At 71.2% G+C, this 24189-nt stretch carries 18 protein-coding genes and 2 pseudogenes; 11 read left to right on the top strand and 9 right to left on the bottom strand.

Annotated elements, in window-relative coordinates; genetic code table 11:
- Window positions 1-125: 125 nt before the first annotated feature.
- The 5 genes and pseudogenes from GAK38_RS19400 to GAK38_RS19420 all read left to right on the top strand — a co-directional run.
- Window positions 126-1622 (top strand): annotated as a pseudogene (locus tag GAK38_RS19400) (thiamine pyrophosphate-dependent enzyme); the annotation flags it as partial.
- Window positions 1619-3145: an indolepyruvate oxidoreductase subunit beta family protein gene (locus GAK38_RS19405; RefSeq protein WP_325346596.1), complete on the top strand. Its 1527-nt coding sequence runs from the start codon at window positions 1619-1621 to the stop codon at window positions 3143-3145. The pseudogene GAK38_RS19400 and the gene GAK38_RS19405, both read left to right, overlap by 4 nt.
- 63 nt (window positions 3146-3208) lie before the next feature.
- Complete coding sequence (locus GAK38_RS19410) at window positions 3209-4282, top strand: porin (RefSeq protein WP_325346597.1); 1074 nt, start codon at window positions 3209-3211, stop codon at window positions 4280-4282.
- A 29-nt stretch (window positions 4283-4311) separates the two neighbouring features.
- A complete protein-coding gene (locus GAK38_RS19415; RefSeq protein ID WP_325346598.1) occupies window positions 4312-5766 on the top strand; it encodes an aldehyde dehydrogenase family protein in 1455 nt (484 codons plus the stop codon).
- A 13-nt stretch (window positions 5767-5779) separates the two neighbouring features.
- A pseudogene (locus tag GAK38_RS19420) lies at window positions 5780-5875 on the top strand (IS481 family transposase); the annotation flags it as partial.
- Between the two features lie 12 nt (window positions 5876-5887).
- Here GAK38_RS19420 and GAK38_RS19425 read toward each other — a convergent pair.
- Window positions 5888-7264 carry an ATP-binding protein gene (locus GAK38_RS19425; protein ID WP_325346599.1) on the bottom strand — a complete coding sequence of 459 codons (1377 nt, stop codon included), beginning with the start codon at window positions 7262-7264 and terminating at the stop codon, window positions 5888-5890.
- A complete protein-coding gene (locus GAK38_RS19430; RefSeq protein ID WP_325346600.1) occupies window positions 7265-7930 on the bottom strand; it encodes a response regulator transcription factor in 666 nt (221 codons plus the stop codon).
- Window positions 7931-8017: 87 nt separating this feature from the next.
- Here GAK38_RS19430 and opgC point away from each other — a divergent pair, with 87 nt between their 5' ends.
- Window positions 8018-9199, top strand: a complete 1182-nt coding sequence (opgC, locus tag GAK38_RS19435; protein ID WP_325346601.1) for an OpgC domain-containing protein — start codon at window positions 8018-8020, stop codon at window positions 9197-9199.
- Here the strand turns inward: opgC and GAK38_RS19440 are convergent.
- Together GAK38_RS19440 and argH are read right to left on the bottom strand one after the other, a co-directional pair.
- Window positions 9165-10031, bottom strand: coding sequence for an SGNH/GDSL hydrolase family protein (locus GAK38_RS19440; RefSeq protein WP_325346602.1), 867 nt, complete (start codon window positions 10029-10031; stop codon window positions 9165-9167). The two genes, opgC and GAK38_RS19440, sit on opposite strands and share 35 nt — an antisense overlap.
- 163 nt (window positions 10032-10194) lie before the next feature.
- Complete coding sequence (gene argH, locus GAK38_RS19445; protein WP_325346603.1) at window positions 10195-11613, bottom strand: argininosuccinate lyase; 1419 nt, start codon at window positions 11611-11613, stop codon at window positions 10195-10197.
- Between the two features lie 63 nt (window positions 11614-11676).
- Between argH and GAK38_RS19450 the strand changes: the two genes are divergently transcribed.
- Together GAK38_RS19450 and GAK38_RS19455 are read left to right on the top strand one after the other, a co-directional pair.
- Window positions 11677-12759 carry a sensor histidine kinase gene (locus GAK38_RS19450; protein WP_325346604.1) on the top strand — a complete coding sequence of 361 codons (1083 nt, stop codon included), beginning with the start codon at window positions 11677-11679 and terminating at the stop codon, window positions 12757-12759.
- A 5-nt stretch (window positions 12760-12764) separates the two neighbouring features.
- Window positions 12765-13493, top strand: coding sequence for a LytR/AlgR family response regulator transcription factor (locus GAK38_RS19455; RefSeq protein WP_325346613.1), 729 nt, complete (start codon window positions 12765-12767; stop codon window positions 13491-13493).
- A 178-nt stretch (window positions 13494-13671) separates the two neighbouring features.
- Here the strand turns inward: GAK38_RS19455 and GAK38_RS19460 are convergent, their stop codons facing one another.
- From GAK38_RS19460 to polA, 4 genes are all read right to left on the bottom strand, one after another.
- Window positions 13672-13914 (bottom strand): hypothetical protein, encoded by a 243-nt coding sequence (locus GAK38_RS19460; protein WP_325346605.1) that lies wholly within the window; start codon window positions 13912-13914, stop codon window positions 13672-13674.
- Between the two features lie 128 nt (window positions 13915-14042).
- Window positions 14043-14870: a ZIP family metal transporter gene (locus tag GAK38_RS19465; protein WP_325346606.1), complete on the bottom strand. Its 828-nt coding sequence runs from the start codon at window positions 14868-14870 to the stop codon at window positions 14043-14045.
- 107 nt (window positions 14871-14977) lie between these two features.
- A complete protein-coding gene (locus GAK38_RS19470; protein ID WP_325346607.1) occupies window positions 14978-15877 on the bottom strand; it encodes a dienelactone hydrolase family protein in 900 nt (299 codons plus the stop codon).
- Window positions 15878-16512: 635 nt separating this feature from the next.
- Entirely contained in the window at window positions 16513-19356 is a 2844-nt protein-coding gene (gene polA, locus GAK38_RS19475) for a DNA polymerase I (RefSeq protein WP_325346608.1), read from the bottom strand.
- 41 nt (window positions 19357-19397) lie between these two features.
- Here polA and GAK38_RS19480 point away from each other — a divergent pair, with 41 nt between their 5' ends.
- Genes GAK38_RS19480 through GAK38_RS19490 form a run of 3 tightly spaced genes read left to right on the top strand, consistent with a single transcriptional unit; the run spans window position 19398 to window position 21574 of the window.
- Complete coding sequence (locus tag GAK38_RS19480) at window positions 19398-19742, top strand: hypothetical protein (protein ID WP_325346609.1); 345 nt, start codon at window positions 19398-19400, stop codon at window positions 19740-19742.
- A 15-nt stretch (window positions 19743-19757) separates the two neighbouring features.
- Window positions 19758-20747 (top strand): homoserine kinase, encoded by a 990-nt coding sequence (locus GAK38_RS19485; RefSeq protein ID WP_325346610.1) that lies wholly within the window; start codon window positions 19758-19760, stop codon window positions 20745-20747.
- Window positions 20744-21574, top strand: coding sequence for a BPSS1780 family membrane protein (locus tag GAK38_RS19490; protein ID WP_325346611.1), 831 nt, complete (start codon window positions 20744-20746; stop codon window positions 21572-21574). The genes GAK38_RS19485 and GAK38_RS19490 overlap by 4 nt, the downstream gene beginning before the upstream one ends.
- A gap of 45 nt (window positions 21575-21619) precedes the next feature.
- On the opposite strand, the gene GAK38_RS19495 is transcribed toward GAK38_RS19490, so the two are convergent.
- The gene (locus tag GAK38_RS19495) at window positions 21620-23998 is read right to left on the bottom strand and encodes a UvrD-helicase domain-containing protein (protein ID WP_325346612.1); all 2379 of its coding nucleotides are present in this window, start codon (window positions 23996-23998) and stop codon (window positions 21620-21622) included.
- Between the last annotated feature and the right edge of the window lie 191 nt (window positions 23999-24189).

Below are 24189 nucleotides of genomic sequence, written 5' to 3' on the forward strand. Positions count from 1 at the left end.
TGCCTGCTGCCTGAACTCCAGGCTGAACTCCTGCCCCTTTCTGCCTGCCTTGCTCTTGGTCATCGTCCACCTCCTATTGCGATAGTTAATCGCTTATAGGGGTGTCCGTGAAACGGGGGCAAGATCAGTTCATCGCCGAGCGCGGGCTCAACGAGTTCGTCGACGGCGACCTGGCGCACATCGGAATCGTCACCCAGGGCGGGCTGACCAACAACGTGCTGCGCGCCCTGAAGCGCCTGGAGCAGGCCGACCTGTTCGGCAACAGCCGCGTGCCGCTGCACATCCTCAACGTGGCCTACCCGCTGGTCGAGGACGAGGTCGAGCGCTTCTGCCGCGGCAAGCAGGCGGTGCTGATGATCGAGGAAGGCCAGCCCGACTTCCTGGAGCAGAACCTGCACGCCATCCTGCGCCGCCGCGGCATCGACACCGCGGTGCACGGCAAGGACCTGCTGCCCCTGGGTGGCGACTACACCGTGGCGGTGCTGCAAAAGGGCATCGAGGGCTTCCTGCGACGGCACCACCCAGCCGCGTTCGCCGCGCCGGTGGCGATGCCGCTGCCCGCGCGCAGGACGACGGTGAACGAGGGCGTGGACCGGGCGCCGGTGCCGGCGCCCGTGCCGGCCGCCGAGGCGCTGGCGCCGCTGCTGCCGCCGCGCCCGCCGGGGCTGTGCGTGGGCTGCCCCGAACGACCGATCTTCTCCTCGCTCAAGCTGGTCGAGCGCGAGCTCGGCATGCACCACGTCTCGGCCGACATCGGCTGCCACCTGTTCTCGATCATGCCGCCCTTCAACCTCGGCGCGACGACGATGGGCTACGGCCTGGGCGGCTCCAGCGCCTCGGCCTTCGCCGCGGGTGCGCAGCTCGGCGCCTCCAGGAAGGCCATTGCCTTCATGGGCGACGGCGGCTTCTGGCACAACGGCCTGACCTCGGGCATCGCCAACGCGGTGTTCAACAGGCAGGACAACCTGTTCGTCATCGTCGACAACAACTACTCGGCGGCCACCGGCGGGCAGGACATCCTCTCCTCGCGCGCCACCAACGCCAACCGCAGCACCCGGCACCCGATCGCGCGCGCGGTGCGCGGCGTGGGTGTGGAATGGGTGCGCACCATCACCCGCACCTACGACGTGAAGGCCATGCGCGCTGCGCTGCGCGAGGCGCTGGAGAGCCGCGAGCCCGGGCCCAAGGTGGTGATCGCGCAGAGCGAATGCATGCTCAACCGCCAGCGGCGCGAGAAGCCCGCCACGGCCAAAGCGATCAAGGGCGGCCAGCGCGTGCTCAAGGAGCGCTTCGGCGTCGATGCCGCCGTGTGCTCGGGCGACCATGCCTGCATGCGCGTCTCGGGCTGCCCGAGCCTCACGCTGGCGCCCAGCGGCGACCCGCTCAAGCCCGACCCGGTGGCCAGCGTGGACGAGCACTGCGTGGCCTGCGGCCACTGCGGCGAGGTGGCCGACGCGGCCGTGCTCTGCCCTTCCTTCTACAAGGTGCACAAGGTGCACAACCCGGGCGCCTTCGAGCGCTGGCTCGGCGGCCTGCGCCGCCGCGCGCTGGCCTGGTTGCAGGACCGACAGCGCCGCGCGCGCGCCGAGCGCGCGCTGTTCCCGCTGGAGGCGGTACGATGAGCCGGCTCGACCCGTCGCGGCCGCGCAGCTTCCACGTCGCTATCCTGGCCTTGGGCGGCCAGGGCGGCGGCGTGCTGGTGGACTGGATCGTGGATCTGGCCGAGCACGCCGGCTGGACCGCGCAGGCAACCTCGGTGGCCGGCGTGGCCCAGCGCACCGGCGCCACCATCTACTACGTCGAGATCGTCGAGCCCACGCCGGGCCGCGCGCCGGTGCTCGCGCTGATGCCGGTGCCCGGCGACGTGGACGTGCTGATCGCCGCCGAGCTGATGGAAGCCGGCCGCGCGGTCGAGCGCGGCTTCGTCACGCCCGACCGCACCACCGTCGTCACCAGCAGCCACCGCACCTATGCGATCCAGGAAAAGATGGTGCCCGGCAGCGGCGTGGCCGACAGCGCGCAGGTGCTCGGCATCGTCGAGCGCGCATCGCGCCGGCTGGTGATCGACGACATGCAGGCGCTGGCCGTGCGCAACGGCAGCGTGATCTCGGCCAGCCTGTTCGGCGCGCTGGCCGGCAGCGGCGCGCTGCCGTTCGCGGTGGCGGAGTTCGAGGCCGTGGTCAAGCGCAGCGGCGTGGGCGTCCAACCCAGCCTGGCGGCGCTGCGCGCGGCGGTGGAGGTGGCGCAGCAGAGCGCGCCGCCCGCGCTGCCGGCCGATCCGATGCTCACCGCCGCGCGCCCGCTGCCCGAGCGCGCCGCGGGCGCGCGCATGCAGCCGCTGCTGGAGCGCATCCGCGCCGAATTTCCGCCGGCCGCCTGGGACTGGCTTGGCGAAGGGCTGGCGCGCGTGGCCGACTACCAGGACCCGGCCTACGGCGCCGAATACCTCGACCGGGTGGCGCGCCTGCTGGCGGCCGACCCCGGGGCTGCGAACGGCCAGGTGGCGATCGAGGCCGCGCGCTGGATCGCGGTGGCGATGAGCTACGACGACGTGATCCGCGTGGCCGACCTGAAGATCCGCGCCGAACGCTCGGCCCGCGTGCGGCGCGAGATCGGCGCGGGCGCCGGGGACGTGGTCGGCACCGAGGAGTATTTCCACCCGCGGCTGGAGGAGCTCATGGGCCTGCTGCCGCGCCGCTGGGCCGACCGGCTCGACGGCGCGTCCCGCCTCAAGGCGTGGCTCGCCCCGCGCCTGGACCGGGGCCGGCGCATCCGGACCCACACGCTGCGCGGCCACCTGCAACTGCGCGTGGTGGCCGGCCTGCGGCGCTGGCGCCGCGGCAGCCGCCGCCATGCCGAGGAGCTGGCGCACCTCGACGCCTGGCTGGCCGAGGTGGAGCGCCTGCTGCCGCAGGACCGCACCCTGGCCATCGAGCTGCTGCGCTGCCGCCGGCTGGTCAAGGGCTACAGCGACACCCATGCACGCGGCAGCAGCCGGTTCGATCGCCTGCTGCGCGCCGCACGCGAACTGCACGGCCGCCCCGATGCCGGCAGCGCGCTCGGCGCGCTGCGCGAAGCCGCGCTGCGCGACGCCGAGGGCCGCGCGCTGGCCGAGCGGCTGCAAGCGCTGCGGCTGGCCGCCTGAACTGCAGACGCGCCGCCCTTCCCGTTTCCCGCCCCTACCACCCACTCCGAGAGGAGACAGCAGATGAAGAAGATGAAGATCGCATGGGCCTGCGCGGCCCTGGCCGGGTCCACCGCGGCCCTGGCCCAGTCGTCGGTGACGCTGTACGGCGTCATCGACACCGCGGTGACACGGGTGTCAGCCTCCGGCGCCGGCTCGCGCATCGGCCTGTCCAGCGGCGGCAACCTGCCCAGCCGCCTGGGCTTCCGCGGCGCCGAAGACCTCGGCGGTGGCCTCAAGGCCGGCTTCACGCTGGAAGGCTCGCTCGGCACCGACACCGGCACCGGCAGCGCCAACGGCGGCCTGGCATTCCAGCGCCGCTCCACCGTGAGCCTGATCGGGCCCTTCGGCGAGCTGCGGCTCGGGCGCGATTTCACCCCGACCTGGTGGAACATCTCGCTGTTCGACCCGTTCAACGCCCGCGGCGTCGGCACCAGCCAGGCGGTCAACAACTTCGGCTACAACACCGTCTACAACAGCAACGCCATCGGCTACGTGCTGCCCGAAGGGCTCGGCGGGATCTTCGGGCAGCTGCAATACGCCTTCGGCGAGAAAGCGTCCGACACACCCAACCGCCGGCAGGGCAATTCATGGAGCGGCCGGCTGGGCTACGCCAGCGGCCCGCTCAACGCCGCCGTGTCCTATGCGACCTTCCGCCAGGTCATCGGCGCCTCCGACACCGCACCGGTGACCATCGGCCGCAACCTCGACATCGCCAACGCCGCCGTCAGCTGGGACTTCGGTGTTGTCAAGCCCCTGCTCTACTGGGGCCGCGAGCAGGTCAAGGGTGCGCCGGCCGGCGCCAACCGCCTCGATTCGCTGCTGGTCGGCGCGACCGCGCCGCTGGGCAACGGCGAACTGCGCGCGACCTATGCGCGGTACGACCTGCACGACAGCGCCGACGACTTCCGCAAGCTGTCGCTGGGCTACGGCTATTTGCTGTCCAAACGCACCCAGGTCTACGCCACCGTCGCCCGGCTCAACAACAAGGGCGCCGCGACCCAGGCACTGTCGGCCGACGGCTTGGCCGCCGTGGGCCAGACCCGCCCGGAAGGCAGTTCCAGCGGCGTGGACCTGGGAATCCGCCACATCTTCTGACCCCGCCGGCACCACGAACGGAGGCCGCCATGCCTGCTCCCCTGAAGACCTACCATCCCTCCATTGGCGGCCGCGCCTGGGAATCCGCGGACCAGCCCCTGCAGGAGGTCGTGAATCCCTACACCGGGCAGACCATCGCCCACGTGCGGCTGGCGACGGCCGCCGACATCGACGCCGCGATCGGCATCGCGCACGAGGCGCAGAAGGGCTGGGGTGCCTCGCTGGCCCGCGAGCGCGAAGCCATCCTCTGCAAGGCCGCCGACGTCGTCGCCCGCCGCCGCGGGGACATCGTGAAAGTGCTGATCGAGGAAGGCGGCAACGTGTTCGGCAAGGCGCACTTCGAGTGCGACTACATGATCAGCGCCTTCCGGATCGCGGCGGGCCAGGCCCGCGACGTGCGCGGCGAGACCCTGCCGGCCGAGCAACCGGGCCGGATTTCGATGACCATCCGCCGGCCGCTCGGGGTGGTAGCCGGCATCAGCCCCTTCAATGCGCCCATCCTGCTGGCCGGCAAGAAGCTCGCGCCGGCGCTGGCGGCGGGCAACAGCTTCGTGCTCAAGCCCTCGCCCTACACCCCGCTCGCCGCCCTGCTGTTCAGCGAGATCCTGAAGGAAGCGGGGCTGCCGCCCGGCGTGTTCAACGTCATTCCCACCAGCAACGAGCAGCTCGGCGACAAGCTGTTCTCCGACCCCCGCGTACGGCTGATCACGTTCACCGGCTCGGCGAAAACCGGCAAATACTTGGCGGCGCAGGCCGGGCGCCACAGCAAGCGCATCGTGCTCGAACTCGGCGGCAAGAGCCCGGTCGTCGTGCTCTCCGATGCCGATCTCGACTATGCGGTGCGCTCGGCAGCCTTCGGCATCTACTTCAACCAGAACCAGGTGTGCATGGCCAATGCACGGATCATCGTGGAGGCGCCGGTCTACGAGCGCTTCTGCGACATGCTGGTGCAGAAGGTGCGGGCGATTCCGCATGGCGATCCGGCCGACCCACGTACCGCGGTCGGCCCGCTCATCCATGCCAGCCAGTGTGACTTCATCCGCGCCCACATCGACGACGCCGTGGCCAAGGGCGCGCGGCTGCTGGCAGGCGGCGGCCGGCAGGGCAACGTGTTCGAGCCCTCGCTGCTGGCCGACGTTCAGCCGGGCATGGCCGTCTACGGCGAGGAGAGCTTCGGGCCGCTGGCGTCGGTCATCAAGGCACAGGACTACGAGGATGCGGTCCGTCTTGCCAACGACACCGCCTACGGCCTGTCGTCGGCCATCCTCACGCGCGACATCCAGAAGGCGTTCGACTTCGCGCTGCGCGTCGAGGCCGGCGCGGTCCACATCAACGACAACTCCTTCGACGACGACCCGAACGCGCCGTTCGGCGGCATGAAGGACAGCGGCTTCGGCCGCGAGAACGGCCGCTATTCCGTGGCCGACATGACCGAACTGAAGTGGATCACGGTCCAGCAGGGCGAACGCCAGCTGCCGTTCTAGCCGTTGACCTGCGCCAGGTTCCAGCGGTCGGGCCGAGCGTTTCGTGCAGACCAGCTTGCGCGGATGGGCCTGTGCCCGGCCCGATGGGAGTTCAGCGCAGCGCCGCGCCCTTCATTGACCGCTACGGCCCCGAAGGGCCGTACCCCGGAAAAAGCACCTCCGCCCGCAATCCGCCCAAGGTAGGCGACGCGGAGAGCGCCACCCGTGCGCCGTGCTGCCGCGCAATGGCCGCCACGATCGCCAGCCCCAGGCCGCTGCCGGTCGCGCCCGCGGCCGCATCGGGATTGCGGTAGAAGCGGTCGAACACCCGCTCGCGCTCGGCGGCCGGCAGCCCCGGGCCGCTGTCGTCCACGGCCAGCAGCACACCGCCGTCCGCGGCAGCCTGCAGCCCCACGTCCACCCGTCCGCCGGGCGGCGTGTACTTGACGGCGTTGTCCAGCAGGTTGCGCAGCAGCGTGCGCAACGCCTCGGGCCGGCCGCGCACCCTGGGCGGCGCGCCCGGCGCCGCATCGGCCAGGCCCAGGTCGATGTTGCGGGCCTGGGCCTGCGGCAGCACGTCGGCCACGGCCAGGCGGATGACCTCGGACAGGTCCACCGGCTCGCGCGGCGCGCCGCCGCGGCCATCGGCCTCCTGCCGGGCCAGATCGAGCAGCTGGCCGACCAGGGCGATGGCGCGCCCGATGCCCTCGTCGAGCCGGTCGAGCGCCGGCTGCGCGGTTCCTTCCCCGGACCGGCGCAGCGCCCGGGCCTGGAGCCGCAGCGCGGTCAGCGGCGAGCGCAGTTCGTGCGCCGCATCGGCGATGAAGTGCTGCTGCGCATCGAAGGCCGCCTGCACCCGGCCGAACAGCAGGTTCAGTTCGTCGACCAGCGGGCGCACCTCGTCCGGCAGGTCGCCGCCGGCCAGCGGCGAGAGGTCGTCGGCCGGGCGCCGCGCCACCTGCTGGCGCATGCGCTCCAGCGGCGCCAGCGAGCGGCCGATGACCCAGGCCACGGCCAGCATCAGGAGCGGCGCGACCAGCGCCATCGGCAGCGTGGCCCGCAGCGCCAGTGCGCCGGCACGGTCGCGGCGGGCGCTCATGTCCTGGGCGATCTGCACCGTCTGCAGCGGCGTCTGCACCGAATAGACGCGGTAGCGGCGGCCCTGGGCCGTCACGTCGGAGAAACCCAGCACCGCGCGCGGCGGCAGCACCGAGCGGGCCGAGCGGTAGATCTGCACGCCGTCCGGTCCCCAGATCTGCACGTGCAGGTCGAAGTCGTCCGGCCCCACGCCCTCGATGTCGCCGACCGAGCCCAGCGGCACGCTGTCGCGCAGCGAATGGGCGATCTGCTGGAGGTGGTAGTCGAACAGCGCGTCGGCCTCGCGCAGCGCGCCGCGCCAAGCCGACGCCGCCAGCACGCCGGCGGCCAGCAGGATGGAGGTGAGCACGAACCAGAGCAGCCGCCCGCGCAGCGATCCCAGGCCGAGGCGGCGCGCCAGCGTGGCGGGCAGGACGGTCATCTACGCGGCGTCCTTCGGGATCACGTAGCCCAGGCCGCGCACGGTCTGGATGAAATCGGCGCCGAGCTTCTTGCGCAGGCCGTGGATGTAGACCTCCACCGCGTTGCTGCTGATCTCGTCCTTCCAGCCGTAGAGCTTCTCTTCGAGCTGGGCGCGCGAAAGCACGGCGCCCGGCCGGGCGATCAGCGGCTCCAGCACCGCCCATTCGCGGGCCGACAGGGCCACCGGCTGGCCGTCCTTGGTCGCCTCGCGCGTCGCGGGGTCCAGCGCGACGCCGCGGTGGCTGAAGACCGGCTGCGCCTGCCCCGCGCCGCGGCGCAGCAGCGCGCGGATGCGCGCCAGCAGTTCGTCGGTGTCGTAGGGCTTGACGACGTAGTCGTCGGCGCCGGCATCCAGGCCCGCCACACGGTCGCGCACCGCGTCGCGCGCCGTGGCAACCAGCACCGCGGCCCGGTCGCCGCGGGCGCGCAGGGCGCGCAGCACGGCCAGGCCGTCGCGCCGGGGCAGGCCCAGGTCGAGCAGCACGAGATCGTAGGCCTGCGAGCGCAGGGCCGTGTCCGCCATGTCGCCGTCGCGCACCCAGTCGACCGCATAATGCTCGGCTCGCAGCACGTCGAGCACGGCCTCGCCGATCATGACGTCGTCCTCGACCAGCAACAGGCGCATGTCCGCATTCACCCCGCTCTTTCTTTCGTCGCCGGATTATCGGGCGCCTGCCTTAGGCCAGCCTGAACCGCGCGGAGGAGACGGCCGGTGAAGCGGCTCTGGGAGCTCGACGCCGCACGCGGCCTGATGCTGCTGCTGATGACCGTCACCCACCTGCCGACCCGCCTGACCACGCCGCTGGGCCAGCCGTTCGGCTTCGTCTCGGCGGCCGAGGGCTTTGTGCTGCTGTCGGCCTACATGTGCGGCATCGTCTACGGCCGCAAGGCCTGGCGCGAGGGCGTGCCGGCGATGCGGCGGGCGTTCTTCCAGCGCGCGCTCAAGGTCTACCTGTGCCAGGCGGCGCTGCTGCTCTTCCTGTTCACCGTGATCGCGGCCATGGGCCACTACATCGATGCGCCGGCCGTGCGCAACCTGATCTCGTTCTACCTGCACTCGCCGGTGCCGGCGCTTATCGCCAGCCTGGCCCTGATCTACCAGCCGGCGCTGCTGGACATCCTGCCGCTGTACGTGCTGTTCATGCTGGCCAGCCCCTGGGCGCTGGGCTTCGCCATGCGCCACGGCTGGGCCGGCGTGCTGGCAGGCAGCGCCGGGCTGTGGCTGGCCGCGCAGCTGGGCCTGAGCACCACGCTCTACGGCGTCGTGGTGGCGCTGACCGGGCTGAAGGTGCCGTTCGCCGACATGGGCGCCTTCAACACCTTCGCCTGGCAGCTGGTCTGGACGCTCGGCCTGTGGCTCGGCGCGCGCCAGTCGGAGCCGCATGCGCAGCCGCTGCACATTCCGAAGCCGTGGGTCTTGCTGGCCGTGGTGGTCGCGGTGGTCGGCATGGTCTGGCGCCACTACACCGGCCAAGCGCCGTTCGGCAGCAACAACGCCGGCAACATGCTGTTCGACAAGTGGACGCTGGCGCCCGGGCGGCTGATCGACATGCTCGCGCTGCTGGTCGTGTCGATGGAATTCGGACCGCGCCTGCTGGCCGCGCTGCCGCGCATGCGCTGGCTCGAAGAGCTCGGGTCGCAGTCGCTGCCGGTGTTCTGCACCCACCTGCTCGCGGTGCTGCTGGTGCTGGCGCTGGTGGGCGACGATCCGCTGCGCCACGCCTGGTGGATCGACGCGCTGCTGCTGGCGGGCACCTTTGCGCTGCTCCAGGGCGCCGCGCGGCTGTCGGCCCTGTTCGACCACCTGCAGACGCGGCGCCGCGCGCGCCGCAAGTCGGCCCAGGCCGGCGCCGCGGCCCTCAGCGCGCCGAAGAAGACGCCGGCACGGCCGTAGCGTCGGCCGCGGTGACCGGCACGGCGGCCGGGCTGGCGGCAGCATTCACGCTGCCGGGCAGCGGCACCGGGCCGCCGCCGAGGTAGGAAGTGATCACGCCCTGCCAGATCGCATAGCCGGCGGCGTTCATGTGCAGTGCATCGCCCAGGAACAGGTCGCGGCGCGGCTGGCCGTCCTCGCCGAGCATGGCGGTGAAGATGTCGATGTACTTGGCGTTGGGCAGCGTGGCCACGTAGTCGGCCAGCAGCGCATTGGTCTCGCGGATGCGCGGCAGCAGCGCGGCGCGCGACGGGCTCGGCTTGATCGAGATGTAGGCCAGACGCACGTCGGGCAGTTCCTCGCGCAGCACCTTCACGAAGTACTGGAAGCTGGCCAGCACCTGGCGCGGCGTGCGGCCTTCGGCCAGATCGTTGTCGCCGGCGTAGACCAGCACCTGGCTGGGCTTGTAGCGCGTGACCAGGTCGCGCACCAGCAGGCTGCAGTCGTTCATCGTGGAGCCGCCGAATCCGCGGTTCATCACCACGGGAACCTGGCGAAAGTCCTGCGCCAGATGGCTCCAGAACCGGATCGTGGAGCTGCCGACGAACAGCACCGCGCCGGCGGTCGGCGGATGCTCGCGGTCCTGCTCCGCGAAGGCGTCGATGCTGGTGCGCCAGCGGGTGTAGGCGGCGGCCAGCTCGGTCGACTGCACCGTGGCGGCCGGGTCGGACAGCGCCATCGTCTGCGGCCGGGCGGGCAGGGCCAGCGCCAGCCCGAGGGCCGCGCCGACGGCGCATGTCAGGGCGCGCGCGGAGCGCGGAACACGGACGGCAGGGCGGCAGGCAGCTTGCATGGCGTGGGTTGCTCCAGGGTGGAAGGCAATGCGATACCTAACGGCGGCCAGGGTTCCATGGTTTACCTGAAGCTGACATTGCATCGACTTTTCGCATACCCCCAGGTGTAGTATGCTGCAGCGCTCGCCCTCTGTCCGCTGCGAGGCCATACCCCCTGTCTGCTCAGGCCAGCCGGCTGCGGTGGCGGCCGATCTGCAGGCGCACCTGCTCGGGCGCGGTGCCGCCAAGGACGTTGCGGGCCTCCAGCGAGCCACGCAGCGAGAGCACGTCGAACACGTCCTCGCCGATCTGCGGGTTGAATTGCTGCAACGCAGCAAGCGGCAGCTCCGACAGGTCCACGCCCTGGCCGATGGCGGTCTTGACCGCACGGGCCACGACCTCGTGCGCGTCGCGGAAAGGCAGGCCCTTCTTGACCAGGTAGTCGGCCAAGTCGGTCGCCGTGGCATAGCCGCGCAGCGCGGCGCGTTCCATCGCCTCGGGCTTGACGGTGATGCCGCCGACCATCTCGGCGAAGATGCGCAGCGTGTCCTTGAGCGTGTCGACCGTGTCGAACAGCGGCTCCTTGTCTTCCTGGTTGTCCTTGTTGTAGGCCAGCGGCTGGCCCTTCATCAGCGTGATCAGGCCGACCAGGTGGCCGACCACGCGGCCGGTCTTGCCGCGCGCGAGTTCGGGCACGTCCGGGTTCTTCTTCTGCGGCATGATCGACGAGCCGGTGCAGAAGCGGTCGGCGATGTCGATGAAGCCGAAGCTCTGGCTCATCCAGAGGATGAGTTCCTCGCTGAAGCGGCTGATGTGCACCATCGCGATCGAGGCGGCCGCGGTGAATTCGATGGCGAAGTCGCGGTCGCTCACCGCGTCCAGGCTGTTCTGGCAGACGCCGCCCATGTCCAGCGTCTGCGCCACGCGCGCGCGGTCGAGCGGGTAGCTGGTGCCGGCGAGCGCGGCGGCGCCGAGCGGCAGGCGGTTGACGCGCTTCCTCGCATCCACGAGCCGCTCGGCATCGCGGCTGAACATCTCCACATAGGCCAGCATGTGGTGGCCGAAGCTCACCGGCTGGGCCACCTGCAGATGGGTGAAGCCCGGCAGGATCACGTCGGCGTTCTTCTCGGCCAGGTCCAGCAGCGCGCGCTGCAGGTCGCCCAGCAGGCCGACGATCAGGTCGATCTCGCCGCGCAGCCACAGGCGCACGTCGGTGGCGACCTGGTCGTTGCGGCTGCGGCCGGTGTGCAGGCGCTTGCCGGCGTCGCCCACCAGCTGGGTCAGGCGGGCCTCGATGTTGAGGTGCACGTCCTCCAGGTCGAGCTTCCACTCGAAGGTGCCGGCCTCGATCTCCGAGCGCACCTGCGCCAGCCCGCGCTGGATGGCGGCCAGGTCGTCGGCGGCGATGATGCCCTGCGCGGCCAGCATGTCGGCATGGGCCAGGCTGCCGGCGATGTCGGCCTCCCAGAGCCGCTTGTCGAAGAAGACGCTGCCGGTGTAGCGTTTGACGAGATCGCTCATCGGCTCGGAGAACAGCGCCGACCAGGCCTCGGACTTCTTGTCGAGCTGGTTGGTTGCGGGGGCGGAATGGCTGGAGGACATGGGAATGGCAATAATCGGCGGCGCCCGGCGCCGCTCATCGGCGGCTCGACCGGCTCGCCCGCAATGAACGAATCCCCGATTTTATCGACGCCCCACCCCCGCCCGCCGGCTCGTGCCGACGGGCCCGCGCTGGTGTTCGACGCCTGCCATGCCGGCGTGATCCTGCGCGCGGTGCTGTTCGTCGAACTGGTGCTGGCCGTGGGCGCCCTGTTCGGCAGCGGCAACGCGGCCGGCTGGCTGCTGCTGGTGGCCATGCTGACCGGGGGCGCGCTGCCGGCCACGCTGGCCTGGATCGTCGCCTGCTGCAGTGCCAAGCGGCTGCTGCAACGCCTGCCCACCGGCGGCCAGTACGGTGCCGGCGTGGCGCTCGGCGCGCTGGCGGGGCTGTATGCCTGCGCCATGCTCGGCATGATGGACGTGGCGGCCGATCCGCCGCCCTGGCTCGCCGGCGCCTGCGCCGGCGCGCTGCTGGCGGCCCTGCTGGTCGCGGCCCTGCTGCTGCGCGCCCGCGCCCGCACGCCGGCCGCCACGGCGGCACGCCTGTCGGAGCTGCAGGCGCGCATTCGGCCGCACTTCCTGTTCAACACGCTCAACCGCGCCATCGCGCTGGTGCGGGCCGAGCCGGCACGCGCCGAGGCCTTGCTGGAAGACCTGAGCGACCTGTTCCGGCATGCGCTGGCCGACCGCGGCGACGCGGCTACGCTCGAAGAGGAACTGCAGCTGGCCGAACGCTACCTGGCCATCGAGCAGACCCGCTTCGGCGTGCGGCTGCGGGTCGACTGGGCGCTCGACCCGGCCGCGGGCGAGGCCCGGCTGCCGCCGCTGCTGCTCCAGCCGCTGGTGGAAAACGCGGTCAAGCATGGCGTGGAGCCCGACGCGGCCGGCGGCTGGCTGCGCATCGCCACCGAGCGGCGCGGCAGCCAGGTGGTCGTCGCGATCGACAACAGCCTGCCGGAGCAGGCCGCCGCGCCCCGGGCGCCGGGCCACGGCATCGCGCTGGCCAACGTGCGCGAGCGGCTGCGCCTGCTGCACGACGTGGAAGTCACGTTCGATGCCGGACCGCAGCGCGACGGCAGCTGGCGCGCACGCATCGTGCTGCCCGCGGACGCCCCTGCGACCGCGCGGCCGGCAGAGGCCGCGCCATGACGCCGCTGCGCATCCTGGTGGTCGACGACGAGGCGCTGGCGCGCGCCCGGCTGCTGGCGCTGCTGGCCGACAGCGGCGAGGCAGTGCGTGTGCGCGAGGCCGCGAGCGCTGCCGAGGCGCTGGCCGCCCTCGGGCAGGAGAGCGCCGACGCGGTGCTGCTGGACATCGGCATGCCCGGGCAGGACGGCCTGTCGGCCGCCGCGGCGCTCGCGGCGCTGCCGGCGCCGCCGGCGGTGGTTTTCGTGACCGCCCATGCGGACCATGCGGTGCAGGCCTTCGACCTCGAAGCGGTCGACTACCTGACCAAGCCCGTGCGCCTGGCGCGGCTGCAGCAGACGCTGGCCAAGCTGCGGCGCCGCCCGCCAGCCGGGCAGCAGGGGGCGGCCGCCGCCGACAGCCTGCTGATCCAGGACCGCGGCCGGGCCGAACGCGTGCCGCTGGGCGAGGTGCGCTACCTCAAGGCCGAGCTGAAATACGTCACCGTGCGCACCGCGCAGCGCAGCTACATCCTCGATGCCTCGCTGGCTGATCTCGAGTCGCGGTATGCCCGGCAGTTCCTGCGGGTGCACCGCAACGCGCTGGCGGCGCGCGCGGCCCTGCGCGCGCTGGAACGCAGCGACGACCCGGACGACGGCAGCGAGGGCTGGGCGCTGCGGCTGGACGGCGTACCCGAGCGGCTGCAGGTATCGCGCCGCCAGCTTGCCGCCGTGCGCGAGGCGCTGGCCGGCGGCTGACGGGAACGCCACGCGGCGGCGGCCGGATCCAGAGTGCCTTCGGGTGGACGCCGGTTTTATCCGTCCGCGCCTGCGGTGCCAGGTCCGACTGACCAACGACACCCCCGCCCCTGAAAACGGCAGAGCCGGCGCGGACTCCCGTGCGGCGCCGGCTCATTGCGCGATTGCGCTGTCTGCGTCAGCCGTTGTCACGCTGCTGCGACATATCGCTCTGCTTCTGCCCGCTGTTCGACGCCGTGGGGCTGTCCTTCTGCTGCTGGCCCTTGTTGCCGGATGGCTGCTGCTCGTTCTGCTGCGCCGACGGGCGCTGCGCATCCTGCTGCTGCCCGCCCTTTTGCTGCTGGGCGGCGCCGGGCTGGTTCTGCTGCGCCTGATCCTGCGTGCCTTGCTGCTGCTGGCTGCGGTTCTGGTCGATGGTCATGGTGAGATACCTCGGATGGATGGTTGTGGACGGAGCCAACGCGGCTCCGTGCATCCAAGGTAGGCCGCCGCGGTCGAGTACGTTGTGGGCACGCAGCAGGCGGCCGCGTAGGACGCCACCTGCACGGCTCAGTGGTGATGGTGGTGCGCCAGACCGCTCACCAGCATGACGACGACGATGCCGGCGAACAGCCAGGTCACCTGCGCCAGCGTTTCGCGCGCGCTCAGCCGCTTTTGCAGCTGCGGAATCAGGTCGGCGAGTGCGACGTAGGCGAAGCTGCTCGATGCGACGACCAGGAAATACGGCAGCCAGTCGTGCAGCCCCTCGACGAGGAAGAAGCCCGCCAGGCCGCCCACCGCCGTCGCCGCGCCGGCCAGCGACACCTTGACCAGCGCCGCCCGGCGGCTGGCGCTGGCCTGCCGCAGCACCAGCAGGTCGCCGATGTGGTGCGGTATCTCGTGCGTGAGCACTGCCAGCGCCGCGACCAGCCCGAGCCGCAGATCGGCCACGAAGGCCGAGGCGATCAGAATGCCGTCGCCGAAGCAGTGCAGGCTGTCGCCGGTGAGCACCGCCCAGCCGCCGATGCCGCGCGGGCGGCCCTGGCCTTGCGCGGGGTGGTGGTCGTGCCCGCCGTGGTCGTGCGCGTGCTCGTGGGCGGCATGCGCATGCTCATGGCCGTGGTGCCAGAGCTCGGCCTTGTCGAGCAGGAAGAAAAACACCACGGCCACGAGGAACACGGCGAACAGGTCGTGCGGCTCGACGCCGCTCTCGAACGCCTCGGGCAGCAGGTGGGTGAAGGCCGTGGCCAGCAGGGCGCCGGCCGCCAGGCTCAGCAGGTGCGACGCGGCGACGCGCCCCCTGGTGCCGTCCACCCCCACGCGCAGCAGCAGCGCGGCCAGCCAGACGCTGCCGATTCCCGAGGCCAGCGTGGCCAGCACGATTGCGAGCAGAACCATGTCGATCAAAACCTTTCCTTTCCGGGCCGCAACCCGGCGGTGGGAGCGGCAAGCGTAAAAAAAGCCGCCCCGTGGGGCGGCCGTGCGGCTGTGCGGTGCGCCACCCGTCAGGCCACGCCAGGCTGCCTGAACCACTGCAGGGCGCGCTTCCAGCCGTCTTCGGCGGCCTGCTTGCGGTAGCTCGGCCGGTAGTCGGCATGGAAGGCATGGGGTGCGCCGTCATAGACGACGAACTGCGATTCCCGCGCCGCCGGCGTACCGGTGGCGAGGACGGTCTTGATCTTAGCAATCGTGTCAAGGGGGATGCCGCTGTCGGCTGCGCCGTAGAGGCCCAGCACCGGCGCCTGGAGCTGCGCGGCCACGTCCACCGGCTGGCTCGGCGTGTTCTGCGTGGCCTCGCCCACCAGCCGGCCGTACCAGGCCACGCCCGCCTTGACCGGGCCCTGCGCCGCGTAGAGCCAGACGATGCGCCCGCCCCAGCAGAAGCCGGTGATGGCGGCGCGCTTCGTGTCGCCGCCGTTGCCGGCGGCCCAGGCCAGGGCGCCGTCCAGGTCGGCCAGCACCTGCGCATCCGGCACCTTGGAGACCAGCTCCGAGAACAATTTGGCGTTGTCGGTGTATCTGGAAGCATCGCCCTGGCGTGCATAGAGCTGCGGCGCAATGGCGAGGTAGCCCTGCTGCGCGAAGCGGCGCGTCACGTCGGCGATGTACTCGTGCACGCCGAAGATCTCCTGGACCACGAGCACCACCGGCAGCCCGGTCCTGCCGGCCGGCGCCGAGCGGTAGGCCGGCACCTGGAAGCCGGCGACCTCGTAGTGCACCCAGCCGCTGGCCAGGCCGTCGGCCGGCGTGTGGATGGCCGTCTGCGCCGGCGCCGACCCGGCCGCGGCCGCATAGCCCAGGCCCGCCGCAGCCTGCAGCGCGGTGCGGCGCGTAGCCCCCTGCTCGGTGGACCGGCCCACGGGCAGCAGGGCATCGAACTCGGTCTTCAGGTCGGCAGAAAGCATCGTCGGACTCCGGGAAGGAAGGGTTGGGGAAGGCGAGCGTGCAGTGTAGGCCAGCGCCATGGCAGGCGCACGGCCGCGGCCGGCCGGCCGTCAACCGGGCTGCGGCATGCCGACCACGAGGCGCAGCTCCAGGCCGAGCAGGCGAGCCGGGCTTTTCGTCGAGGAACCTCTCCGGCCGGCCGTGGCAGGCTTCGTCCAAGCCGTCGCTGCAGGCCAGCGGGACCGCAACCGGATGCACCTCGACCCGGCGGCCGAGCGCCGCGCGTGGACCGAGAAAGGTGCTCATGCCGGCGTCGAACGCGCCGTCATCGAACGGCAGGGCCTCGGCCACGCGTCGACGGCCTCGCGAGACCGGCGGGCCGCCTGGCGCGCATGGACGCGGAAGGCTCCAGCGGGATGAGGATGCGGCCGCGCGGCTCGCAGGAGCCGGCGCCGGCCCCGACGTTGAGGACGGTGCGCGCGCCGCCCAGGTGCCGCTCCACGAGCGCGGCGATGCGCGGATCGGGTCGCCGTTAGCGGCCCGCGACGTGGGCGCGATCTGCGCATGCGAAATCACCCCAGGGGGGGGTATATCACCATACCGCACGACATCTGTGCGCTACAGGATGGTATACCCCGGTGTATATTCCCACCCCTCAGTGCGCCTGCTCCCAGTTCGGTCCGAAGCCGATCTCGGCCAGCAGCGGCACCTTCAGGTCGGCCACGCCGGCCATCAGGCGCGGCACCTCGGCGCGCACCCAGTCGGCCTGGGACGCAGGCAGCTCGAACACCAGTTCGTCGTGCACCTGCATGATCATCAGCACGTCGGGCTGCTCGGCGTCGAGCATCTGCTGCACCGCCACCATGCTCTTCTTGATGAGGTCGGCGGCCGTGCCCTGCATCGGCGCGTTGATGGCCGCACGCTCGGCCGCGCCGCGGCGCGGGCCGTTGGGCGAGTTGATCTCGGGCAGGTAGAGCCGGCGGCCGAACACGGTTTCGACATAGCCCTGGGCCTTGGCCTGGGCCTTGGTCTCGTCCATGTACTGCTTCACGCCGGCGAAGCGCTGGAAATACCGGTCGATATAGGCCGCGGCCACCTTGGTCTCGATGCCGAGGTTCCTGGCCAGGCCGAAGCTGCTCATGCCGTAGATCAGGCCGAAGTTGATGACCTTGGCATAGCGGCGCTGCTCGCTGCTGACCTGGTCGAGCGCCACGCCGAACACCTCGGCCGCGGTGGCGCGGTGCACGTCGAGGCCGTCGGCGAAGGCCTGCAGCAGCGCCGGGTCGCCGCTGATGTGGGCCATGATGCGCAGCTCGATCTGGCTGTAGTCGGCGCTGGCGATCACGCGGCCCGGCGGCGCGACGAAGGCCTCGCGGATGCGCCGGCCTTCGGGCGTGCGCACGGGGATGTTCTGCAGGTTCGGGTCGTTGGACGACAGCCGCCCGGTCACCGCCACGGCCTGTGCATAGTGCGTGTGCACGCGGCCGGTGCGCGGATGCGCGAGCTGCGCCAGCTTGTCGGTGTAGGTGCCCTTGAGCTTGGCCAGGCCCCGGTGCTCCAGGATGCGCGCGGGCAGCGGGTAGTCCTCGGCCAGCTTTTCGAGCACCTCCTCGTCGGTGCTGCGCGCGCCGGTCGCCGTCTTCTTGATGACCGGCAGGCCGAGCTTGTCGAAGAAGATCTCGCCGAGCTGCTTGGGGCTGCCGAGGTTGAACGGCTGGCCGGCGATCTCGTAGGCTTGCTGCTCCAGCTGCAGGATGCGCTGGCCCAGCGCATGGCTTTGCTGGGCGAGCTGCGCGCCGTCGACCAGCACGCCGTTGCGCTCGATGCGGTAGAGCGTCTCGCTGGTGGCGATCTCCAGCGCGTAGATGGCGCGCAGCCGCTCGTCGGCCTCCAGCTGCGGCCAGAGGGTGCGATGCACGTCGAGCGTCTGGTCGGAGTCCTCGCACGAGTATTCGGCCGCGCGGTCGATCGGCACCTGGGAAAACGGGATCTGCTTGGCGCCCTTGCCGCAGAGGTCCTCGTAGTCGATGCCGCTCCTGCCCAGGTGGCGCTCGGCCAGGCTGGCCAGGCCGTGCGGCCGGTGCACTTCGAGCACGTAGCTCTGCAGCATGGTGTCGTGCACGTAGCCGCGCACCTCGATGCCATGGTTGGCGAACACTTGGCGGTCGTACTTGACGTGCTGGCCGAGCTTGGCGCGCGAGGCGTCCTCCAGCCAGGGCCTCAGGCGCGCGAGCACCTCCTCGCGCGGCAGTTGCGCGGGCGCGTCGGCATAGTCGTGCGCGAGCGGCACGTAGGCCGCCGCCCCGGGCTCCACGCTCCAGCTGACGCCGACGATCTCGGCGCGCATCTCGTCGAGCGAGGTGGTCTCGGTGTCGATCGCGACCAGTTCGGCCGTCTGCAGCCGCGCGAGCCAAGCGTCGAACGCCTCCCAGGTCAGCACCGTGTCGTACTTCAGGTTGCTCACCCGCTCGGCCGCGATCCGGGCCGGGTCGTCGAACAGACCCGGCGTGGACGGGTCGCCCAGCGTGCCGCCGCGGCGCGCGATGGTCTCCTCCAGCAGCTCGGGCGCGGTCTCCTGCGCCTCGATGGCGCGCACCAGCCCCTTGAAGCCGTAGGTGCCGTAGAACGCCTTGAGTTGGGCCGTGTCCTGGTGGCCGGCGGCCAGCGCGTCGAGCGCCGGCAGGCCGGCCACATGCTCCACGAGGTCGCAGTCGGTGCGGATGGTGACCAGCCTGCGGCCGGTGGGCAGCCAGTCGCGCGCGTTGCGCAGATTCTCGCCGGCCACGCCCTTGATCTCGCCGGCGCGCTCCAGCAGCGCGTCGAGCGAGCCGTATTCGAGCAGCCACTTGGCGGCGGTCTTGGGGCCGACCTTGGGCACGCCAGGCACGTTGTCGACCGCGTCGCCGACCAGCGTCTGGTAGTCCACCATCAGCGAAGGCGGCACGCCGAACTCGGCGGTCACGCCTGCCACGTCGCGCTTCTTGCCGCTCATGGTGTCGATGATGGTGATGTGCTCGTCCACCAGCTGGCTCAGGTCCTTGTCGCCGCTGGAGACGATGACCTCCACGCCCTGCCTGGCCGCCGTCACGGCCAGGGTGCCGATCACGTCGTCGGCCTCCACGCCCGGCACGTCGAGCACCGTCCAGCCGAGCAGGCGCACCACCTCGTGGATCGCCGGGATCTGGCTGCGCAGGTCGTCCGGCATCGGCGCGCGGTGGGCCTTGTACTCGGGGTAGATCTCGTCGCGGAAGGTGGCGCCCAAGGCGTCGAACACGCAGGCCGCGTAGTCGGCGCGGATCTCGCGGCGCAGCGCCTGCATCATGTTGACCATGCCGCGGATGGCGCCGGTCGCCGGACTGGACGGGTCGCCGGGCACCGCGCGCAGGTCGGGCATGGCGTGGAAGGCGCGGTAGAGGTAGCTGGAGCCGTCCACCAGCACCAGCGTCTTCCTGGCCGGCGCCCCGGCGGCCGGTGCGGGGGTCGCATGTTCTTCTTGCATGGCGGGATTATGGGCGCGGGCAAAACTACAATGGCCGCATCATGCGCGCCCTATCCCTTCCCACTCTGCTGCTGGCCCTGCTCAGCGCCTTTGCCGCGTCGGCCCAGACGACGGCCCCCGCGACGGCCGCTGCCGAGCAGGCCGCCCCTGCGGCATCGGGACCGCCGGAGCAGCGCATCGAGCGCATCCACATCGAGGACGCCGGCAGCCGGGTGGACGAAGTGCGCTACGGCGGCACCACGCAGAGCATCGTGGTGAGCCCCAAATCCGCCAACACGCCCGCGTACGAGATCGTGCCCACCGACGGCGCGCGCACCCGCCCCACCCAGCGCGACGGCGCCGAATCCACCACCGGATCGCGCGTCTGGACCCTGCGCAAATTTTGATTCCCTTCGTCATTCATGGCTGTCTTCACGGAAGTCTCGTTCGACGAGGCCGGCGCCCTGCTGCGCCGCCTGCGTCTCGGTGAATTGCAGGAACTGCGCGGCATCGAGGGCGGCATCGAGAACACCAACTACTTCGCCACCACGCGGCAGGAGGACGGCAGGCGCGCCGAGTTCGTGCTCACGCTGTTCGAGCGCCTGACGGCCGCGCAGCTGCCCTTCTACCTGTACCTGATGAAGCACCTGGCGCTCGGCGGCTGCCCGGTGCCCGATCCGCACGGCGACGCCAGCGGCGACCTGCTGCACACCGTGGCCGGCAAGCCCGCCGCCGTGGTGGACCGCCTGCGCGGCGCCAGCCAGCTCGCGCCCCAGGCCGTGCACTGCTGCGCCCTGGGCGGCGCCCTCGCCCGCCTGCACCTGGCCGGCCGCGGCTTCGACCGCAACCAGCCCAACCTGCGCGGCCTGCCCTGGTGGAACGAGACGGTGCCGCTCGTGCTGCCCTACCTGGAGCCCGAACAGGCCGCGCTGCTGCGCAGCGAGCTGGCCTACCAGAACCACGTGGCCGCCTCCAGCGCCTACGCTGCGCTGCCGCGCGGGCCGGTGCATGCCGACCTGTTCCGCGACAACGCGCTGTTCGAGGGCGACGAACTGACGGGCGTGTTCGACTTCTACTTCGCCGGCGTGGACACCTTCCTGTTCGACCTGGCCGTCGCGCTCAACGACTGGTGCGTGGACCTGGCCACCGGCCGGCCCGACGCCGGGCGCAGCGCCGCCCTGCTCGCGGCCTACGAGGCGGTGCGGCCGCTGGAGGCCGCCGAGCGCGAACTGCTACCCGCCATGCTGCGCGCGGGCGCCCTGCGCTTCTGGATCTCGCGGCTCTGGGACTTCCACCTGCCGCGCGAGGCCGCGCTGCTCAAGCCGCACGACCCGGCGCACTTCGAGCGCATCCTGCGCGAACGCGCCCGGACGCCGCAGGACGCGGCGGAACTGTTTTTCGCCGCCGCATGAAGCTCAACCTCGTTCCCGCCCGCACCGGCTTCACCTGGGTCCGCCTCGGGCTGCGCACCTTCTGGCACCGGCCGCTGGCGCTGGCCGGGCTGTTCCTGACCGCGATGGTGGCGATGTCGCTGGCCTCGCTGCTGCCGCTGGTGGGGACGGTGCTGGCGCTGGCGCTGCTGCCGGCGACCACGCTGGCGATGGTCGTGGCCTCGGCCGAGGCGGTACGGGGCAAGTCGCCCACGCCGTCGGTGCTGCTGGCGGCCTTGCGCACCAGCCGGGAGCGGATGAAGGCCATGGCCACGCTGGGCCTGCTCTATGCCGCGGGATTCCTGCTGGTGATGGGCGTATCGGCGCTGATCGACGGCGGGCAGTTCGCCAGCCTCTACCTCGGCGGCGGCAGGCTGACGCCGCAGACGGTGGCCGAGCCGAAGTTCCAGGCGGCGGTGTGGATCACGATGGCGCTCTACCTGCCGCTGTCGCTGATGTTCTGGCATGCGCCTGCGCTGGTGCACTGGCACGGCGTGTCGCCGGTCAAGAGCCTGTTCTTCAGCGCCGTGGCCGGCGTACGGAACATCGGCGCCTTCACGCTCTACGGCATCGGCTGGATGGGCGTCTTCCTCGGCGCGGGACTGGCGGTCAGCGTCGTGGCCACGCTGCTGGTCGGCGTGGGCGCGCTCACCGGCGGCGCGGGCGCGACCTTCGCCGGCGCGCTGATGGTGGGCGGCGCGCTCACGATGGCGGCGATGTTCTTCACCTCCATCGTGTTCACCTTCCGCGACTGCTTCGAGCCGCCGGAACGGTCGGACGAGTTGTCGGCGGAAAGAACACCCGCCTGAGGTCCGGGCTGCCCATGGTGGGACAGCCCTCTTTCCGACGTTTTTTCAGGGCACCGGCGTGAGCTTGGCCACCGACAGCGCCAGCCACTTCACGCCGTGGCGCGAGAACCTGACCTGCGCGCGCGCGTCGTCGCCGCTGCCTTCGATCGACAGCACCGTGCCTTCGCCGAACTTGGTGTGGAACACCTGCAGCCCGGCGCGCAGGCCGTGCGACGGCGCGGCCTTCTGCTGCGGCACCGGCGCCGCGGCTGCGCCTGAAAAATACTCCACTCTGTATGGTCCTGAACCGCCCGTGACTATTCCGCTTCCAGATGATCCCCCCTGGGGGTATGTGCCGAAGCCGCTGAACTTCGGCGTGAGCCACTTGAGCGCCTCCTCGGGCAGCTCCTCGTAGAAGCGGCTCTTGACGTTGTAGCGCGTCTGCCCGTGCAGCAGCCGGGTCTGTGCATGGCTCAGATAGAGCCGCTTTCGGGCGCGCGTGATCGCCACATACATCAGCCGGCGCTCCTCCTCCAGCCCGTCGCGGTCGGACAGCGCGTTCTCGTGCGGGAACAAGCCCTCCTCCAGCCCGCCGATGAACACGGCGTCGAACTCCAGCCCCTTGGCCGAATGCACGGTCATGAGCTGCACCGCGTCCTGCCCGGCCTGGGCCTGGTTGTCGCCGGCTTCCAGCGCTGCGTGGGTCAGGAAGGCCGCGAGCGGGCTCAGCGTCTCGCCGGTCTCGGCATCGGGGGCCAGCGCCTCGGGCGGCTCCAGCGGCTCGTCGAGCACCGGCCGGTCCGGGTCCAGCCCCTGGCTCGCCGGGCTCTGGCGCAGCTCGTCCACCGGCAGCGCGACCGCGTCGCGGCCGAAGCCTTCCTGCGTGACGAAGCTCTCGGCCGCATTGACCAGTTCGGCCAGGTTCTCCAGCCGGTCGGCGCCCTCGCGCTCGGCCTTGTAGTGCTCCACCAGGCCGCTGGCGTCGAGCACCACGTCGATGATCTCGCGCAGCGGCAGCCCCTGGGTCTGCTCGCGCATCACGTCGACCTTGGCGACGAAGCCCGCGAGGTTGGCGCCGGCCTTGCCCGACAGCGCGCCGACCGCGTCGTGCAGCGAGCAGCCGGCCGTGCGCGCCGCGTCCTGCAGCTGCTCGACGCTGCGCGCGCCGATGCCGCGCGCCGGGAAGTTGACGACGCGCAGGAAGCTCGTGTCGTCGTGCGGGTTCTCCAGCAGCCGCAGGTAGGCCAGCGCATGCTTGATCTCGGCGCGCTCGAAGAAGCGCAGGCCGCCGTAGACGCGGTAGGGCACGGCCGCGTTGAACAGCGCCGTCTCGATCACCCGGCTCTGCGCGTTGCTGCGGTAGAGGACGGCGATCTCCTTCTTCTCGACGCCTTCGCGCGCGAGCTGGCGGATCTCCTCGACGATCCACTGGGCCTCGGCGAAGTCGCTCGTGGCCTCGTAGACGCGCAGCGGCTCGCCGGGCCCCTGGTCGGTGCGCAGGTTCTTGCCGAGGCGGCGGCTGTTGTTGCCGATCAGCGCGTTGGCCGCGTCGAGGATGTTGCCGAAGCTGCGGTAGTTCTGCTCCAGCTTGATCTGGTGCTGCACGTCGAACTCGCGCACGAAGTCGGCCATGTTGCCCACGCGCGCGCCGCGGAAGGCATAGATGCTCTGGTCGTCATCGCCCACCGCGAGCACGCTCGATTCGGGTCCGGCGAGCTGCTTGAGCCAGGCGTACTGCAGGCGGTTGGTGTCCTGGAACTCGTCGATCAGGATGTGGCGGAAGCGCCGCTGGTAGTGCTCGCGGATCGCATCGTTGTCGCGCAGCAGCTCGTAGCTGCGCAGCATCAGTTCGCCGAAATCGACCACACCCTCGCGCTGGCACTGCTCCTCGTAGAGCTGGTAGACCTCGACTTTCCTGCGCTCGTCCTCGTTGTGCGGCTCGATGTCCTTCGGCCGCAGGCCGTCCTCCTTGGCGCCCGAGATGAACCACTGGAGCTGCTTGGCCGGAAAGCGCTCGTCGTCGATGTTGAACTGCTTCATCAGCCGCTTGACGGCCGACAGCTGGTCCTGCGTGTCGAGGATCTGGAACGCCTGCGGCAGGCTGGCGGCCTTGTGGTGGGCCCGCAGCAGCCGGTTGCACAGGCCGTGGAAGGTGCCGATCCACATGCCGCGCACGTTGACCGGCAGCAGCGCAGACAGCCGCGTGAGCATCTCCTTGGCCGCCTTGTTGGTGAACGTGACGGCCAGGATGCCACCCGGCGATGCGAGCCCGTTGGCCAGCAGCCAGGCGATGCGCGTCGTGAGCACGCGCGTCTTGCCCGAGCCGGCGCCCGCGAGGATCAGCGCATGCGCATGGGGCAGCGTGACGGCGGCGAGCTGTTCGGCGTTGAGGTTGCGCAGCAGCGGCGACGCCGGCGCCGCGGAAGATGTGGAAGCGGAAGACATGCGGCATTGTAGAAATCCCCTGCCCCGAACATGCTCCGATGCCGAAGGCAATTAACACCGATTCGAGCCTGTCCGAAATTTTGTGTGTGAGGCATAGCATGTCAATGAGGAGCATGTATGCCGACGAGCAAGACGAAAACGAAGAACGCAGCGATAGCCGCCCGAACGGCGGCGTTGCCCACGATCCCCAA

The organism is Xylophilus sp. (assembly GCA_009914555.1).
Lineage (GTDB): Bacteria > Pseudomonadota > Gammaproteobacteria > Burkholderiales > Burkholderiaceae_C > WNDY01.